Source organism: Martelella sp. AMO21009 (assembly GCF_053484295.1).
The window spans coordinates 255,683-273,309 of the sequence record NZ_JBAKFR010000001.1; the positions used below are offsets into that span (position 1 = coordinate 255,683).

14 protein-coding genes and 1 tRNA gene are annotated in these 17,627 nt (G+C 62.1%); 8 read left to right on the top strand and 7 right to left on the bottom strand.

Translation table 11 applies throughout. The features are described from left to right. Positions 1 to 74: 74 nt before the first annotated feature. Positions 75 to 1,463, bottom strand: coding sequence for a hypothetical protein (locus V6766_RS01220; protein ID WP_448462821.1), 1,389 nt, complete (start codon positions 1,461 to 1,463; stop codon positions 75 to 77). A gap of 366 nt (positions 1,464 to 1,829) precedes the next feature. Here V6766_RS01220 and lepA point away from each other — a divergent pair, with 366 nt between their 5' ends. Further along, the gene (gene lepA / locus V6766_RS01225; RefSeq protein WP_448462823.1) at positions 1,830 to 3,656 is read left to right on the top strand and encodes a translation elongation factor 4; all 1,827 of its coding nucleotides are present in this window, start codon (positions 1,830 to 1,832) and stop codon (positions 3,654 to 3,656) included. A gap of 329 nt (positions 3,657 to 3,985) precedes the next feature. Here lepA and V6766_RS01230 read toward each other — a convergent pair whose 3' ends face one another. Genes V6766_RS01230 through V6766_RS01240 form a run of 3 tightly spaced genes read right to left on the bottom strand, consistent with a single transcriptional unit; the run spans position 3,986 to position 7,015 of the window. Further along, the gene (locus V6766_RS01230; RefSeq protein ID WP_448462825.1) at positions 3,986 to 5,305 is read right to left on the bottom strand and encodes an HlyC/CorC family transporter; all 1,320 of its coding nucleotides are present in this window, start codon (positions 5,303 to 5,305) and stop codon (positions 3,986 to 3,988) included. Continuing rightward, positions 5,302 to 6,429 (bottom strand): 3-dehydroquinate synthase, encoded by a 1,128-nt coding sequence (gene aroB / locus V6766_RS01235; RefSeq protein WP_448462827.1) that lies wholly within the window; start codon positions 6,427 to 6,429, stop codon positions 5,302 to 5,304. Before aroB ends, V6766_RS01230 begins: the two co-directional genes overlap by 4 nt. Next, positions 6,422 to 7,015, bottom strand: coding sequence for a shikimate kinase (locus V6766_RS01240; RefSeq protein WP_448462829.1), 594 nt, complete (start codon positions 7,013 to 7,015; stop codon positions 6,422 to 6,424). Before V6766_RS01240 ends, aroB begins: the two co-directional genes overlap by 8 nt. A gap of 101 nt (positions 7,016 to 7,116) precedes the next feature. Between V6766_RS01240 and xerD the strand changes: the two genes are divergently transcribed. The 4 genes from xerD (at position 7,117) to V6766_RS01260 (ending at position 10,670) form a co-directional block, all read left to right on the top strand. After that, entirely contained in the window at positions 7,117 to 8,055 is a 939-nt protein-coding gene (xerD, locus tag V6766_RS01245; RefSeq protein ID WP_448462831.1) for a site-specific tyrosine recombinase XerD, read from the top strand. A 74-nt stretch (positions 8,056 to 8,129) separates the two neighbouring features. Next, positions 8,130 to 9,083, top strand: a complete 954-nt coding sequence (locus tag V6766_RS01250; protein ID WP_448462833.1) for an acetyl-CoA carboxylase carboxyltransferase subunit alpha — start codon at positions 8,130 to 8,132, stop codon at positions 9,081 to 9,083. A 142-nt stretch (positions 9,084 to 9,225) separates the two neighbouring features. Beyond that, a complete protein-coding gene (locus V6766_RS01255) occupies positions 9,226 to 10,431 on the top strand; it encodes a L,D-transpeptidase family protein (protein ID WP_448462835.1) in 1,206 nt (401 codons plus the stop codon). Further along, entirely contained in the window at positions 10,428 to 10,670 is a 243-nt protein-coding gene (locus V6766_RS01260) for a sulfurtransferase TusA family protein (protein ID WP_448462837.1), read from the top strand. The genes V6766_RS01255 and V6766_RS01260 overlap by 4 nt, the downstream gene beginning before the upstream one ends. A gap of 23 nt (positions 10,671 to 10,693) precedes the next feature. On the opposite strand, the gene V6766_RS01265 is transcribed toward V6766_RS01260, so the two are convergent. Together V6766_RS01265 and V6766_RS01270 are read right to left on the bottom strand one after the other, a co-directional pair. Beyond that, a complete protein-coding gene (locus V6766_RS01265) occupies positions 10,694 to 11,782 on the bottom strand; it encodes a CobW family GTP-binding protein (RefSeq protein WP_448462839.1) in 1,089 nt (362 codons plus the stop codon). A gap of 11 nt (positions 11,783 to 11,793) precedes the next feature. Beyond that, a complete protein-coding gene (locus V6766_RS01270; protein ID WP_448462841.1) occupies positions 11,794 to 12,879 on the bottom strand; it encodes a D-alanyl-D-alanine carboxypeptidase family protein in 1,086 nt (361 codons plus the stop codon). A gap of 180 nt (positions 12,880 to 13,059) precedes the next feature. Here V6766_RS01270 and V6766_RS01275 point away from each other — a divergent pair, with 180 nt between their 5' ends. The 3 genes from V6766_RS01275 to V6766_RS01285 all read left to right on the top strand — a co-directional run bounded on the left by V6766_RS01275 (position 13,060) and on the right by V6766_RS01285 (position 16,460). Further along, complete coding sequence (locus tag V6766_RS01275; protein WP_448462843.1) at positions 13,060 to 14,223, top strand: M20 aminoacylase family protein; 1,164 nt, start codon at positions 13,060 to 13,062, stop codon at positions 14,221 to 14,223. A 68-nt stretch (positions 14,224 to 14,291) separates the two neighbouring features. Then, positions 14,292 to 14,368, top strand: a tRNA-Arg gene (locus tag V6766_RS01280). A gap of 184 nt (positions 14,369 to 14,552) precedes the next feature. After that, a complete protein-coding gene (locus V6766_RS01285; RefSeq protein WP_448462845.1) occupies positions 14,553 to 16,460 on the top strand; it encodes a heavy metal translocating P-type ATPase in 1,908 nt (635 codons plus the stop codon). Here the strand turns inward: V6766_RS01285 and V6766_RS01290 are convergent. Then, on the bottom strand, positions 16,444 to 17,541 hold the full coding sequence (locus V6766_RS01290) for a linear amide C-N hydrolase (protein ID WP_448462847.1): 1,098 nt from the start codon (positions 17,539 to 17,541) through the stop codon (positions 16,444 to 16,446). The two genes, V6766_RS01285 and V6766_RS01290, sit on opposite strands and share 17 nt — an antisense overlap. Between the last annotated feature and the right edge of the window lie 86 nt (positions 17,542 to 17,627).

Consider the following 17,627-nt stretch of genomic DNA (forward strand, 5'->3'; position numbering starts at 1 on the left):
ATGATCATGGAATTCTATTATTGTAGAGTCAAGGGCTTTTTGTTCACATCCTTGGGTATCGCCGGCGGGGGATTTCAAGGATAGGAATACCTCCCCGGTCCGCCATTGAAGCGCGTCATGCTGCCATCATCAGGAAACTGCGAAACGAGGTTGATGGTGTCGCCTTCTATGTAGGCACCAGGAAACAGATACGGCGCTTCAAAACTTGTTCCGGCGACAGGATAGTTGACCACCAATTTTCCGTCGCTTGACCGCCAGCCCTTGATGACCTGGCCAGGTAGCGGGGCAATGCCGGTAACGCCTGTCGGCGTGACATTGCGAACGTAAACATAATTGTCGTCTTGCGATTGACCGATGACCCAGACAAAGGCATCCGACTGCGGCCCATATTCTTCAAAGGACGCAGTGGCTTGTATTCTATCGCCATCGTCCAGGTTTGCGTCGAAGCCCACGGACCAGGCGCCGTTTCCATCAGCCTGCACAGGAGGATAGTATCGGGTTGTCGTATTCTCTGTCACAGCAACCGTCACCCAGCTATCGGGCATTGCCTTCCCGCTTACCCAATAATTTCGGCAGCCGTCAACGGTCTTGCTCAGTGTCAGGATGCCGCCAGGAAAGGATGTGACCCATACGATTCTGAACCCGGAAAAATCACCATACATTCCCGGTGAGCAAACTGGATATGCTTCCTCAAGTTGGTTGGCAGCGCTCCAGCCCGAATTCCTCGTCCAGGCCGTCGTCAACGCGTGCACGTTGTCATACCCGTACCATGTCATCCGCAGTTCTTCACCATTGCTTGCAAGAGCGGGCGCCCATTCAGAAATGTAGTTGGCATTAATGATTGCCGGTGTGGACAACGTGTCGTTTGCGTAGCGAAGGTAGACAATCGGTGAGTTGTTACCTCTAGCGCAGGCAAAAAATAGTTCGCCATTATGCGCCGCCATTGCCGGGCCACCAGAGATGAAATAGCGGGTATTATGCAGTGCCGACCATTTTGTTCCGTCAAACCAGCAATACGAGAGCGTGGGAGTACTGTCATTTGTGCTCCAGGCAAGAAAAAGTTGATTGTTATAGACTGCAAGTGCCGGAGAAGCATTTGTATAAGCGTTCGAAATCCGTGTCGCGTCACTCCAGTTGCGATTATAAACCGACCAATAAATCGCGCCGGATCCGGGGTCTTTATAGGCAGCGTGGACCTGATTTCTATAGGTCGCTACGCCGGGAACCTCGTCTGAGGAGAACCTGAACGGATACGCGGAGCAGGAGGGCCACGTTTGATCGGTTCCAGACTTGTAGAGGATGGTATTGGAGTATAAGTCCTTCCAGAACACCCAATCTTCGCCGTTGAGACGCGTACAGCGTGCTCCCGAATTCGCCTGATAATACAGATGAGAGGCAACTTCGACTGGGTCACCCCAATATAAAAGGTCGCCAGAAACATATCCACGCATGCCGGGCTTCATGTGCTTATCCAATGGTATGTTCAGATGGTTGATTGCAATTTATAATTGAATTCTTACCAAACTTTGCAACTTATGTGTATCTTACAACGCCGCTGGCATCGCAATTTGGTTAGCCCATTGCCATTCATGGGTGTTTCAATCCGTGCAAATAAACTGTCAGGCTGTCGAGCTTGCCGGAGCCGCTTCCGGTGACCGTCGACGAAAACATTAAATTGGGCGTCCTTCCGGCCTTGTCGAGTTAGCTTGAGCAAGCTTGACGAACATTAGGGTTCAGGATCTCCAAGGTCTCTGGCGGGAGGGCTATTATTGAACCCTCGTGTGCAATTTCGCTTTCAGGAAGCCGCGTCCGCTGCTATATGCGCGCGCATGAGCACAAATGACGATCGCGTTCCACTCGACCATATCCGCAACTTTTCCATCGTGGCCCATATCGACCACGGCAAGTCGACGCTTGCCGACCGGTTGATCCAGACCTGCGGGGGGCTGGCCGAGCGCGAGATGTCGGCGCAGGTGCTCGACAATATGGATATCGAGCGCGAGCGCGGCATCACCATCAAGGCCCAGACCGTGCGCCTGCACTACAAGGCGAAGAACGGCGAGACCTATGTCCTGAACCTGATCGACACGCCCGGCCATGTCGACTTTGCCTACGAGGTCTCGCGCTCGCTTTCGGCCTGCGAGGGCTCCTTGCTGGTGGTCGACGCCTCCCAGGGCGTGGAGGCGCAGACGCTCGCAAACGTCTATCAGGCGATCGACAACGATCACGAACTGGTCACCGTGCTGAATAAGGCCGACCTGCCGGCCGCCGACCCGGAACGGGTGAAGGAGCAGATCGAGGACGTGATCGGCATCGATGCCTCCGACGCGCTGCTGATTTCCGCCAAGACCGGCATGGGCGTGCCGGATGTTCTGGAAGCCATCGTCCACAAGCTGCCGCCGCCGAAGACGGAAAAAGGCGCCGACGCGCCGCTGAAGGCGCTGCTGGTGGATAGCTGGTATGACACCTATCTCGGCGTCATGGTTCTGGTGCGCGTCATCGACGGCGTACTGAAGAAGGGCCAGACCATCCGCATGATGGGCACGGATGCGAAATATCCGGTCGACCGCGTTGGCGTGCTGACGCCGAAAATGCTGGTGGTCGACGAACTCGGCCCCGGCGAGATCGGCGTCATTACCGCCTCGATCAAGGAAGTTGCAGATACCCGCGTCGGCGATACGATCACCGAGGACAAGCGCCCGACGGAGAAGATGCTGCCGGGCTTCAAGCCGGCGCAGCCGGTGGTGTTCTGTGGGCTGTTCCCGGTCGACGCCAATGATTTCGAGGACCTGCGCGCCGCCGTCGGCAAGCTCAGGCTCAACGATGCGTCGTTCTCGTTCGAAATGGAAAGTTCGGCGGCGCTTGGCTTCGGCTTCCGCTGCGGTTTTCTCGGCCTGCTGCATCTGGAAATCATCCAGGAGCGGCTGGAGCGCGAATTCGATCTCGATCTGATCGCGACCGCGCCGTCCGTGGTTTACGAACTGACGATGACCGACGGCAAGGAAATCGAACTCCACAATCCCGCCGACATGCCGGATGTGGTCAAGATCGCTGAAATCCGCGAGCCCTGGATCAAGGCCTCGATCCTGACGCCGGATGAATATCTCGGCGGCATTCTGAAGCTCTGCCAGGACCGGCGCGGCATCCAGACCGACCTTACCTATGTGGGCAATCGCGCGATGCTGGCCTATGAACTGCCGCTCAACGAGGTGGTGTTCGATTTCTACGACCGGCTGAAGTCGATCTCCAAAGGCTATGCCTCGTTCGACTATCATCTCGCCGACTACCGCGCCGGCAATCTCGTCAAGATGTCGATCCTCGTCAATGGCGAGCCGGTCGATGCGCTATCGATGCTGGTGCACCGCACGGCCGCCGAAAAGCGCGGCCGCGACATGTGCGAGAAGCTGAAGGAGCTGATACCGAAGCACATGTTCAAGATCCCGATCCAGGCCGCCATCGGCGGCAATGTGATCGCGCGCGAAACCATCTCGGCGCTCCGCAAGGACGTGACCGCCAAATGCTATGGCGGCGATGCCTCGCGCAAGCGCAAGCTGCTCGACAAGCAGAAGGCCGGCAAGAAGCGCATGCGCCAGTTCGGCAAGGTCGAAATCCCCCAGGAAGCCTTCATCGCCGCGCTGAAGATGAGCGACGAGTAAGGGCGCCCGACGCCTGACGAGCCACTCCAACCGAAACTCAGTCGATTTCCGGCTGTCGGCATTTTGGCGAGCCCATCAACATCAAATCTCTCCCCTTGAGGGAGAGATGCCCCGACAGGGGCAGAGAGGGGTCAACCGTCTCCTCATGCGCGGAGTTTGCGGCTCATGCCCGATACCCCTCTCTGTCGCTTTCGCGACATCTCCCCCTCAAGGGGGGAGATTGGGAACGGTGGGGCCTCAGGTGAGGGGACGCCTCGTGATTCGGCGCTTATCGGTTAAAGATATGCAGTTCGCCAACCCGCGCTCAGGCTCGACGCCCGTTCGCCCCGTCACTCCGCCGGCGGCGTTGCCGTGGCGGCGGCGCCGAGGGGGCGGATGCGCAGTTTGGTGATGCGGTTCTTCTCGCGTTTCATCACGATGAAGCGCTTGCCGTAGAAGGTGAAGGACTGGCGCTCCTCGGGGATGGTCTGGCTTTCGTGGATGACGAGACCGGCGATGGTGGTCGCCTCCTCGTCGGGCAGGTTCCAGTCGAGCGCGCGGTTGAGGTCGCGGATCGGCACCGTGCCGTCGACCACGATCGAACCGTCGGCCTCCTGCTGGACGCCGGAGATTTCCAGGTCGTGCTCGTCGGCGATATCGCCCACGATTTCCTCCAGAATATCCTCCAGGGTGACGATGCCCTGCACCTCGCCATATTCGTCGACCACCACGGCGATATGCACCTTGCGGCGCAGGAAGGCGTTGAGCTGGTCCTTCAGATTGGTGCTGTCGGGCACGAACCACGGCTTCTGCGAGACCTTGACGATATCGATGGTCGACGGCGCGGCATGCGGTTCGGCAAGCGCGCGAGAGAGATCCTTGGAATGGACCACGCCGATGATGTTGTCGATCGAGCCGCGCCAGACCGGAAGCCGGGTATAGGGGCTTTCGAGCACGGTCCTGACCGCCTGTTCCGGCGCATCGTCGGCATTGACGGCGCGCATGGCGGTGCGGTGGATCATCACGTCGGAGACTTCGAGCTCGCCGAGGTCGAGCACGCCGCCGAGGCGGTCGCGGTCGGCCTTGATTACCGAACCCTCGCGGTGGAGCAGGTCGACCGCGCCGCGCAGCTCCTCATGCGCGGTCAGCATTTCCGTGCCCTTGGTCAGCGTCACGCCGAAGACGCGCAGGATGCCGCGCACCACGATGTTGACGAGGCTCGAAAGCGGACCGACCACGAGAACGAACAGCCGCACGAAAGGCGACACCACAAGCGCGAACCGGTCGGTGGCCGAGATCGCCCAGCTTTTCGGAAGCACTTCGGCGAAGATCACCAGAAGCGTCGTCATGATCAGCGTCGCATAGGCCACCCCGCTGTCGCCGAAAATGCTCAGGAACAGCGTGGTCGTCAGCGACGAGGCCAGGATATTGACGAGGTTGTTGCCGATCAGAAGCGCGCCGATCAGCCGGTCGCGCCGCGCGATCATGGCGTTGACGAAGCCGGCGCGCCGGTCGCCCTGCTGTTCGAGCGTGTGCATGCGCGCGCGCGACACGGCCGTAAGTGCGGTCTCCGAGCCCGAAAAGAAGGCCGAAACGACGATCAGGGCGAGAATGACCGCCATGGTCAGCCCGTAATCGGAGAAGAATTGCGAAATATCGCCTGTGGTCATTGCGGATGTTTTTCCGTCAGAAACGCCAGAACCTCGGAGGGCGGCACGTCATCTGCGATGAAGGCTTCTCCGATGCCGCGGGTAAGGATGAAGGTCAGCTTGCCGCCCTTCACCTTTTTGTCCTGGCCGATGGCATCCAACATTATATCAGGCGGGGGCAGGTCCCCGTCAATATCATCAAGCGATGTCGGCAGGCCGGCATCCTTCAGATGCGCCGCCACGCGTTTGGCGTCATCTGGGCTTGCAAGGTTCATGCGCGCCGAAAACTCGTGCGCCAGCACCATGCCGATCGCGACCCCCTCGCCATGGACCAGCCGGGCGCTGTCGTAACCGGTCGCCTTTTCCAGCGCATGGCCGAAGGTGTGGCCGAGGTTCAGGAGCGCGCGCCGGCCGTTCTCGCGCTCGTCGGCGGCGACGACGGCGGCCTTGGCCGCGCAGCTTTGCGCGATCGCCTCGATCCGGGCATCGCTGCCGGCAAACACCGCCTCGCGGTGCTTCTCAAGCCAATGGAAGAAGTCGGGCTGGTCGATCAGCCCGTATTTGACGACTTCGGCATATCCCGCGGCAAATTCGCGCGGGCTCAGCGTATCGAGCGTCGCGGTGTCGGCGAGCACCAGATCGGGCTGGTGGAAGGCGCCGATCAGGTTCTTGCCGTGGCGCGAATTGATGCCGGTCTTGCCGCCGACGGAACTGTCGACCTGAGCCAGCAGCGAGGTCGGGACCTGGATAAAGCGCACGCCGCGCCGGGTGATGGCGGCGGCAAAGCCGGTGAGGTCGCCGATCACCCCGCCGCCGAGCGCGATCACCGCGTCGGCGCGTTCGATCCGGGCATCGAGGATGAAATCGACCACGGCGGTGAGATTGTCGAAGCTCTTGGTCTTCTCACCGGCGGCAAGCGTCAGCGCGAAGGTCTCGATGCCATCGGTCTGCAGGCTTTCGACGAGCGTGTCGAGATAGAGCGGCGCGACATTGACGTCGGAGACGATCGCGACCTTGCGGCAATCGAGCCGGGCGAGCGTCTCGCCGCCGGCGCTTGTCAGAAGGTCCGGGCCGATCAGGATGTCATAGCTGCGGTCGGCGAGGTCGACGCGGACGATCCGCTTGTCGGATACGCTTTCAGTCATGGGAATATTTTCCTTCATCAACGGCGGCGAGCGCCTTCAGCACATCGCGCATCACGGCTTCCTTGCGGACATTGCGGGAGTGGACGGTGACATCTGCTTCTCCATAGACCGGATAGCGCTTGTCCATCAGTTCCTTCAGTGTCTGCTTCGGGTTCTCGGTCTTCAGCAGCGGACGGGTCTGGCGGCGCTTGACCCGGTCCCACAATGTCTCGAGGTCGGCCTTCAGCCACAGCGACAGGCCGGAACGGGCGATCAGTTCGCGGTTCACCGGGTTGATGAACGCGCCGCCCCCGGTGGACACGATCGCGGGCCCCTCCGCCAGAACACGCTCGATCACCCGCGTTTCGAGCGCCCGGAATTCCGGCTCGCCGTATGCGGCAAAGATATCGGCGATCGACATCTGGGCGGCGGCTTCGATTTCGTGATCGGTGTCGATATAGGGCAGGCCGAGCTGGGCGGCGACGAGCTTGCCGATCGCGCTCTTGCCGGCGCCCATCAGGCCGACCAGAATCAGATTGCGCCCGGCAAGGCCGGCAATCGCCTTTTGCCGCAGTCCCGCGCCGCCGGTATCTTGTTTTACGTTCATAGCGTGCCCATTCTTGTCCTGCCACGTATCGGCAAATGCCGTGATGGCGTCAAGGCGAAGGGCGCCGAATTCCGGTTTCGGACAACAGGGAGTTAACCGTATTGGATCTTTCCGGCGCCCATATCGAGGCGTTCATCGAAATGCTGAGCGCGGAGCGGGGGGCAGCCGTCAATACGCTTGCCGCCTATCAGCGCGATCTCGACGACTATCGCGATTTCATGATCGAACGCGGGGTCGCGGTCGATGACGCGGCGTCCGGCGATGTGTCCGCCTATCTTTCAGACCTTGCGAAACGCGGCTTTGCGGCCAGTTCCCAGGCAAGGCGGCTTTCGGCGCTGAAGCAGTTCTATCAGTTTCTCTATGCGGAAGGTCTCAGGGGCGACGATCCGACCGGCGTAATCGATGCGCCGAAAAAGGCGCGGCCGCTGCCGAAGACCCTTTCGGTCGCCGATGTCGACCGGCTGCTGGATCAGGCGGCGGCAGAGGCCGGCGCGCCCGGTCCACAGCATTTTGAGAAGCTGCGCATGAGTGCGCTTCTGGAAACGCTCTATGCCAGCGGCATGCGGGTTTCCGAACTGGTGACGCTGCCGGCGAGCGTGATGAAGAAGAGGGAGCGGTTCCTCACGGTGCGCGGCAAGGGCAACAAGGAGCGCGCCGTACCGCTGTCGCGCCGCGCGCTGGAGGCGCTTGTCGCTTTCGACGCCGAGCGGCGGAAGATGGAGGGCGATGACGAAAACCCCTATCTGTTCGCCTCGCGCGGCGCTGCCGGGCATCTGTCGCGCCAGGTCTTCGCCCGCGATCTGAAAGGATTGGCCGCGCGGGCGGGGCTGAGGACCACCGCGATCTCGCCCCATGTGCTGCGCCATGCCTTCGCTAGCCATCTGCTGCAGAACGGCGCGGACCTGCGCGCGGTGCAGGAAATGCTCGGCCATGCCGATATCTCGACCACCCAGATCTACACTCATGTGCTGGAAGAAAGGCTCCGGGAACTGGTGGAAATGCATCACCCCCTTGCAAAAGAAGCCAAAAAACGGGATTAAGCGGCACAATATTGTAAGTGGAAGCCCGAGAACGCGGTTCCGGGCGCGGCGGAAAACCCAGGGAAATTGCGACAATGTACAGCTATCTCGATTTCGAAAGGCCGATCTCCGATCTGGAGGCCAAGATTATCGAGCTGAAGAAACTGGCCGACGACGGCGAGAGCATCGACACGTCGGAAGAGATCGCGCGCCTGGAAACCCGCGTCAGCGAGGCGATGACCGATATCTACGGCAAGCTTTCGCCATGGCAGAAGGCACAAGTTGCCCGCCACCCCCAGCGCCCGCACTTTCTCGACTACGCCAAGCGGCTGTTCACGGACTTCACCACGATTGCCGGCGACCGCAATTTCGGCGAGGACGCTGCGATCCAGGCAGGGCTGGCCCGTTTCCGTGGACGTCCCGTTGCCGTGATCGGCGAGGAGAAGGGCCACGACACCAAGAGCCGTCTGAAGCATAATTTCGGCATGCCTCGGCCGGAAGGCTACCGCAAGGCGATCCGCCTGATGGAGCTTGCCGACCGCTTCAACCTGCCGGTGATCTCGATCGTCGATACCCAGGGCGCCTATCCGGGCGTCGGGGCGGAAGAGCGCGGACAGGCGGAGGCCATCGCCCGCTCGACCCAGATGTGTCTCCGGCTCGGCGTGCCGATGATCACGCTGGTGATCGGCGAGGGCATGTCAGGCGGCGCGATCGCGATTGCGGCGGCCAACCGGGTCTATATGCTCGAACACGCGATCTATTCGGTGATTTCGCCGGAAGGGGCAGCCTCGATCCTGTGGCGCGATTCCGCCCGCGCCAAGGAAGCGGCCACCAATATGAAGATCACCGCCCAGGACCTGAAGGGTTTCGGCATCGTCGAGGAGATCATTCCCGAGCCGGTCGGCGGCGCGCACCGCCATGCCGATACCGTGATCGACGCCTCGGGCGACCAGATCGCCGAGGGGCTCAACGAATTCGAGGGCAAATCGGCGGAAGAAATCCGCAATATGCGGCGGCAGAAATTCCTCGCCATCGGCCGCAATCTCTGAGGGCTGCGCGCTCCTGCCGGGTTGCCGCTATCGGGGCGGAAAGAAAGACTTAACGCTTTCTTGAAGTTTGACTGTGCATTATGGTGCCGTAGCGCGGCGGGCGACCGTTGCGTTTGAAGGCAAAATCCGGCAGGTTCTATTCATGCGCTTGACTGTACTGGCCCCGATAATGTTCGCCGCTGTGGCGCTGACGGGCTGCAACAGCTTTTTTGACAGTACCGACTTCTCCTCCGTGCAGGAGAAGATGAACTATTCTTTGCCGTCTTCCATGGTGGCGAAGATGAGCAAGCGCGACATGGCCAAGAACGCGCCGATCACCATTCGCATCTTCAAGGAAGAGGGCGTTCTGGAAATCTGGAAGCAGAAGCGCGACGGCACCTATGGCGAACTCGAGACCTACGAGATTTGCGCCTGGTCCGGCAAGCTCGGCCCGAAGAAAAAGGAAGGCGACCGACAGGCGCCCGAGGGCTTCTATCCGCTGTCCAAGGGCCTTCTGAACCCCTATTCGCAGTATTTCCTGGCGATCAATACCGGTTATCCGAACCGCTATGACCGCGCCAACCAGTTCACCGGCTCCGACCTGATGATCCATGGCGCCTGCTCCTCGCGCGGCTGCTACTCGATGACCGATGAGCAGATACTGGAAATCTTCGCCTTCGCGCGCGATGCCTTTTCCGGCGGCCAGCAGGCGATCATGCTGCAGGCCTATCCCTTCCGCATGACCGCGGAAAACATGGTGCGTCACCGCTATAACGAGAATTATCCCTTCTGGCAGATGCTGAAGGAAGGCTACGACTATTTCGACGTAACCCACAAGATTCCGGACGTCGATGTCTGCGGCGGCGAATATCTGTTTAACAAGGACCCGGTCAATGGCGGCGATGTCGCCTCCGACCGCGCCTGCCCGGTCATGGCGTCCAATCTTACCGCCCAGGACAAGATGGCGCTGGCGAAGAACCAGAGCGAGTATCAGGAGCAATTCGCCAAGGCGCTGGCCGAGAACGAGGGCAAGGTCTGGATCGATCCGAGCGAAGCCGAGCGCAAGGCGCTGGTCGCCGATCTGCGCGAGGATCCGACGGATGCGCTCTACCAGCCTACCGGTTCCTCGCTGGAAGCCGGCCGTTTCGTGACCGTGGAACAGTATCGGATCTCGAAATACGGTCCGCTGGAAACGCCGGCCGATATTCCCGGCGAAATCGATACCGTCACCCAGACGGCCGCGATCCCGGATGTGCCAGAGGTCCCGGTGTCTTCTTCGGTTCCGATCCCCGAGCCGAGCCCGATGGCGGCCTATGCCGAGCCGGAGCAGTCCACGAAAGGCGACAGGCCTTTCTGGAAATTCTGGTGAGCGACGGCTTCGTGCCGCAGTCCTTCCATTATGATCTGAAGGGGCTGAAATGCCCGCTGCCGGCGTTGAAGACCGGCAAGCGTCTGGCTGAGCTTGCGCCCGGAAGCCTGTTGACGGTGGAAACCACCGATCCGCTTGCCGTGATCGACATCCCGCATCTCTGCCAGCAGAACGGCCACCGGCTGATCGAAAGCGTGGCGACCGAAAGCGGTCATCGCTTCGTGATCGCGCGGGGCTGATTGCTTCGGATGCGCTGAAAGGATCAGCGCCTGAAGCCGAAGGCCGCAAGCGGGTTGTCCTCAAGTGCCGCCCGGTCCGGACGGTCGACTGCCGGCCGGTCCAGGAAGCTTGCAAACAGATCGCGCACCGCCTTCTCGCTGAGGTCCGCGCCAATCACGACGATCCGCGTTTCCGGCGCGCTGTCCTCCGGCCAGGCGGCAAGGTAACGCGAGGGATAGACCGTTGCGCCGACGCCGTGGATCACGAGCGGTCGGGGCTCGCCCGCAACCGCCACGATCCCCTTGATCCGCAGGATATGGTCTCCATGCTCGCGGGCAAGGCGATGCTGGAAGGCATCGATGACCTGCCGGGACGGGAGTGCGTCCGCAAGAAGCGCGAAGGCGCGGATATGCTCGTCATGGCGGTTGACGTCGTGATGGTGGTGATCGTGCCCGGTTTCGGCCGCCCGCAGCCATTCGCCCACTTGCGGCGATTTGCGCGCCGGATCGAACAGGCCCGCCACCAGAAGACTGGGATTGGCGGCCATGGGCGCCGCGCCATCGACGATTTCGGCGGTCGGATTGATGGCGGCGAGCCGTTCGGCAAAGCTTTCCGCGCTTTCGGCGGAGACGAGATCGGTCTTGGTGATGACGAGGCGATCGGCGACGGCGACCTGGCGGGCCGCTTCATCGTGGCGCTCCAGCGTTTCTATCCCGGTCACCGCGTCCGCCAGCGTCACCACGCCATCAACCGAAAAGGCGGCGGCGATCGCCGGATGCGCCATGATCGCCATCAGCACGGGAACCGGATCGGCAAGGCCGGTGGTCTCGATGATCACCCGGTTGACCGGTTTGATCCTGCCGGTCTGCATCCGGTCGAGCAGGTCGGCGAGCGTGTCGATCAGTTCGCCGCGCACGGTGCAGCACAGACAGCCATTGGCAAGCTCGATGACCGAGTCACCGGAGCGTTCGACCAGGAGATGGTCGATACCGACCTCCCCGAACTCGTTGATGATCACGGCCGCATCGGCCAGCGCCGGATCAGCGAGAAGGCGGTTCAGGAGCGTCGATTTGCCCGCGCCGAGAAAGCCGGTCACGATCGAGACGGGGATGGGATGCTGGGGCTGGTACATTCTGTCGTCTGCTACTGGGGCCGGGCATAGGGCAGCGGCACATAGGAGAGATTGTCGAGCGCGCTTGCCGCGGTTTCGGTGTCGTTGGGCAGGCGGAAGGCGTCAACGGTCGCGTATTCCTTCGGCAGCGGTTTCAGGTAGGGAGACTTGAAGATGTAATTGCCGTCCTCATCGCGAATGTCGCCGCGATCCTGCACGGCCTGTGCGCTGCAGACCTCGTTGGTGATGTCGGCCACCGGGCGGTCCGGGGCGGGCGGCGGCAGATAGGTCGAAAGCTCTGGCCCGGAGCGGTCATTGGTCGTCAGGCCTGCCTGCAGCAGTTCGGCGGCCTTGTCGGCGCGGGCGGGCACGCTGTTGGCGCCGAAGGCTACGGCGATCACCTCGCGACCGCCGCGCTTGGCCGAGGAGACCTGATTATATCCCGAGGCGCAGACGAAGCCGGTCTTCATGCCGGTGGCGCCGTCGAAATTGCCGACCAGCAGGTTGGTATTGCGGTATTTGCCGCTGTCGGCGGCAATGCCGGGGATGGTGAAGTAGAAGTGATATTCCGGAAAATCACGGTCGATCGCGAGCGCCAGCACCGCCATGTCGCGCGCAGTGGTATACTGCCCGGTCTGCGGATTGGCCATCGAGGTCATGCCGTTGGCGTTGACGAAATGGGTGTCGACCATGCCGAGTTGCTTGGCCTTTTCATTCATGCGCGCGATAAAGGCGTCGCGGCCGCCGATCGCGGCGTCGGCCACGGCATGGGCGGCATCATTGGCCGAGTGGACCAGCATCATCTTCAGCGCATTGTCGACGGTCACGCGCGTGCCGGGGGCGAAATACATCTTCGAGGCGGGCTCGTTGGCCGCGGCGGCGGAAAAGGTGATCGCCGCGCGCGGATCGAGCCGTCCCGCTTTCATGTCCTCGAACACGAGATAGGCCGTCATCAGCTTGGTAAGCGAAGCCGGATACCATTTCTTGAAAGGCTCATTGGCAAACAGCACGCGCCCGGTTTTGGCGTCGACCACGATATAGGGATGAGCGAGCGCCGCCGCGCCGGCAGAGACCAGCGTCGCGAGCGCTATTCCGGCGAACAGCACAGCGGCGGCCATCCTCCGGCCGAGGTGCCGGGTTGTCGATTTCGTCCTGGCGATTTGAAACACGGTAGCTCTCTCTACTTGCCTGTCGGCTGCTATCGATATACCCCTTGAAGGGCTCGTCTTCTTGATGCGGACACGCTCAATATTAGCGTGTTTTACAACGAATTTTGCAAAAATGCAGGGGTATCATTAATGCCGGTGCTGAACTACGCCGCCGAACTCCAAAGTCAAGCGACCGAATGGCGCCATCACCTTCATCGGCATCCGGAACTTCTCTACGACGTCGAGGCGACGGCGGGCTTCATAGCAGAACAATTGCGGCAGTTCGGTGTCGACGAGGTCGTTGAAGGCATCGGCCGCACCGGGCTTGTCGGCGTCATCCATGGCCGGGCGGGCGAGGGGCGCACGATCGGCCTGCGCGCCGATATGGATGCGCTGCCCATCAATGAAAAAACCGGTAAGCCGTGGGCGTCGACGGTTCCCGGCAAGATGCATGCCTGCGGCCATGACGGCCACATGGCAATGCTGCTGGGTGCTGCGAAATATCTCGCCGAGACGCGGAATTTCAGGGGCAGGGTCATCGTGATCTTCCAGCCGGCGGAAGAGGGCGGCGGCGGCGGCAAGGCGATGATCGAGGACGGGCTGATGGAGCGGTTCTCGATTGCCGAGGTCTACGGCATGCATAATTTCCCCGGCCTTCCCGTCGGCGAATTCGCCATTCGTCCGGGCCCGATCATGGCGGCGACGGACGAGTTCCGGATCCTGGTGCGAGGCAGGGGCGGTCACGCCGCCCAGCCGCACACGGCCATCGATCCGGTGGTGATCGGCAGTCAGATCGTCGGCGCGCTGCAGACCATCGTCTCGCGCAGCGCCGATCCGGTGGGCGCGCTGGTGGTTTCGGTGACCGAGTTTCATGCGGGCTTTGCCCATAACGTCATTCCGTCCGAGGCCGAACTCGGTGGCACGGTGCGCTCCTTCACGCCGGAAAACCGCGACATGGCGGAAGAGAAGATCAAGGCCATTGCCGAGGGTCTTGCCGCCGCCCAGGGCGGCGAGGCCGTGGTGACATACACTCGCAACTATCCGCCGACCGTCAATCACGAGGAAGAGACGCGGCATGCCGCCGACGCGGCAATCACGGTTGCCGGAGAGGCGGCGGTCAATACCGCGGTTGCGCCATGGACGGCGGCGGAGGATTTTTCCTACATGCTGGAGGCAAGGCCCGGCGCCTTCATCATGCTCGGCAATGGCGACAGCGCCGGCCTGCACAATCCGGACTATGATTTCAACGACGAAGCCCTCGCCCACGGCATTTCCTACTGGGTTCGGCTTGCCGAAGCCCGCCTCGCAGCCTGAGCCACGGTTGCTGCAAAGCAAAAACAGGGCTTTTCATCGGGGCCCTGCTTTTGTATGGAGAGGCGAGTGGTCCCGTAGCTCAGCAGGATAGAGCATCAGATTCCTAATCTGAGGGTCGCGCGTTCGAATCGCGCCGGGATCACCATCGATTTCAGACATACAGTCCGTCATCCGAGTTCGCTTTCGGCGGCGAAATGATATCGCCCCTATGGCAAAGGGAGGGGTGGGCGGCCTATAAAGCTTGCGATACACATGCTGCCCGATAGCCTTGGCGCGCGGAAAATCCGGGTTCCGGGGAGATCTGGCCGTCATCGGAGGCGGAACTGTCGATGAACGCTTGGCTTCCTAAATATCTCAAGGCCGGCCTTCTTGCCATTGCCGCGTTCGGGCTTGGCGCGGGACTCGCCCTCAACCTGGCCGGACTGTCAGGGCCGGCGACCGTTCTCTGGGCGGCGGGCGTGGTGCCCGTTCTTGTCGCTCTGCTGGTCGAGATCGTGCGCAGCCTTGCGAAGGGCGAGGTCGGGCTCGATATCGTGGCGGCTCTGTCGATGTCGGCGGCTCTGTTGGTTGGCGAAACTCTCGCCGCGGCGGTGGTCGCCGTGATGTATTCGGGCGGCACGTTTCTGGAGAGTTTCGCCGAGGGCCGCGCCCGCCGCGAAATGAGCGATCTTCTCTCCCGCGTGCCAAGAACCGCGACGCGGTACAGCAATGGCGCGCTGGAGGAGGTGCCGTTGAACGCCATCGCGCCGGGCGACCTTCTGCTGATCCGCCAGGGCGATGTGGCATCCGTCGACGGCACGGTGGAAAGTGATCGGGCGGTGCTGGACCAGTCGGCGTTGACGGGCGAATCCATGCCCGTGCGTCTGGACCGCGGCCAGGATGTGATGAGCGGCTCTACCAATGCCGGCGATGCGTTCGATCTGCGGGCCACGCGGCGGGCCGCCGAAAGCACCTATGCCGGGATCGTCCGGCTGGTCGAGGCCGCGCAGGCGTCCAAGGCCCCGATGGCCCGACTGGCCGACCGCTGGTCGCTGATATTCCTCGCCGTCACCATCGCTCTTTCGGCGGCGGCCTGGTGGACAACCGGCGATCCGATCCGCGCCGTGGCGGTTCTGGTCGTGGCGACACCCTGTCCGCTGATTCTCGCCGTTCCGGTGGCGCTGGTCGCGGGCATGTCGCGGGCGGCCCGGTTCGGCGTTCTGATCAAGGGCGCAAAGCCGCTGGAGGCGCTGGCGCGGATCAGGACGCTGATTCTCGACAAGACCGGCACGCTGACGGACGGACGCCCGCAGCTGGTATCAATCCAGACGTTTGGCGATATGACCGAAGACGAAGTCCTCTATTTCGCCGCCGCGCTCGATCAGGCATCGAAACACCCCATTGCGCAGGCGGTCGTGGCCGCCGCCCGGCAGCATGATGCCATTCTCCCGGTTCCGGAAAACGTGGTCGAGATGCCCGGACAGGGCGTTTCGGGAACCATCGCAGGCAGGAAGGCGGTGGTCGGGGGCGCGCGTTTCGTCGCCTCTCAGATCGGTATGGCTGACACCGACAGCGCGGTGGTCGCGGCCGGTTCGGTCGTCGTGTCGCTGGCGGTCGATGGCAAGATCATGGGCCATCTGGTGATGGCGGATGCGCTGCGGGTGGGCACCGCAGGGCTTCTGGCGGGATTGCGCCGGCTTGGGGTTGCGCGCATCCTCTTGGCGACCGGTGATCGCCAGGCGGTGGCGGAGGCCGTGACGGACGGTCTGGGTCTCGATGCGGTTCGGGCCGAACTGACGCCGGACCAAAAGGTGCTCCTGGTTCTGACCGAGCGCAAGAACGGCCCGGTGATGATGGTCGGCGACGGCGTCAACGATGCCCCGGCCTTGGCGGCGGCCGATATCGGGGTCGCCATGGGCGCACGCGGCGCGGCGGCCTCGGCGGAGGCCGCGGATGTGGTTCTCCTGGTCGACAGTCTTGACCGGCTTCTCTCGGGGATCGAGATCGCCCGGCGGTCGCGCAAGATCGCGCTTGAAAGCGTGGCGGTCGGCATCGGCCTTTCCGTTGCCGGGATGATTGCCGCGGCCCTAGGGTATCTCACGCCCGTCGAGGGCGCGATACTTCAGGAAGTGATAGACGTTGCCGTTATCCTGAACGCGCTACGCGCCTTGAGGATCGCGCCAAGGCAAGCGGCGCAATCCGCAAAAGGCCTCCAATCAACGGGCTCCACTGAGCAGCGGGTCAGTGCGCGGCCATGAGCCCGTCGGCATCGCTCGCGCTCTGGCTCAGCTTCTCGAGCGGGACGACCTTCGGCGTCGATGCCTTCTCCTTCAGTGTCGCCAGATCGAACTTTACATAGCCGAGGCTGTTATAGGTTCGGACGAAGACGGCGCCGCGGGCGAGGTCGATCAGGGTGATCCATGAGGTATATTCGGTGATGAATTCGGGCGGGGCGCCGGCGGACTGGCCGGTCAGGTCGCCGGCCGATTTGGTCAGGGCGCTGGCCTTGGCGCTGGAGTAGACCGAGGCGCCCTTCGGGCGGTCGAACTTGTTCATCACGTGACTGAGCTGCCGGATTGTGGCGTCCTGTCCGTCGGTCTTTTCTGAGAAATTGGCATAGTAGACCGCGCGCACGAAGCGATCGACGGCGGTGTCGGAGGAGGGCAGCGTGACCGTCGCGATGCCCGAATCCGGCTGGATGAAGTCCTGGCCGAGCAATGTCGCGTTGGAATGGTCGACATTGCTGAGATGGGTGTAGTTGTTGAGGTTGGTCAGATGCCAGTCGAAGCGCGGGCTGTTGGTCATCACCCCGGTCGGGTTGTCGAACACATGGCGCTCGCCATCGAAGAACTCGATCACGATGGAAGCCCCGGTCCTGTCGTGAACCGTGTAGTGGAACGGCGGCACCACGCCGCCAAGCGCCGCAAGCGGATCGACCAACACGGGCTGTTCCTCCAGCGCGGCCTTGACCTCGGCGACCGTGGAAAACCGCGCCAGCATCCATGCGCCGAGATCGATGGCGGAAAGCACGGGCACATCGGCGGCGAACGTGTCGTCCGGGCCATGCGTCTCGGAAAAGGCGAGCAGGCTGAAGTTGAGGCCGGCATCGTTCAGGCCTTCGACGACCTTCAGGTCGTCCGCGCTGCCATTGGGCACGACGATGCCGAACACATCATATTTGCAGTCGTAATTCAGCGGCGCGTGGTCGCCGGCCTTCGATGAAAGTTTCGTGCCCTTCGGCAGGAACGCCACCAGATAGGGCAGTTCCACCGGCAGTTCGAGCGTGCGCCCCGCATAGACGGAGCCTGAAAGGTCTTTGAGAAGAAGCGATGTGCACATGGTATCCTCTTTGAAGCTTTGCTGGCCTGGTAGTTCGTTCGCGGTTACCGAAGGCGGATCAGATTACCGTGACGGCGTGTTTTCGT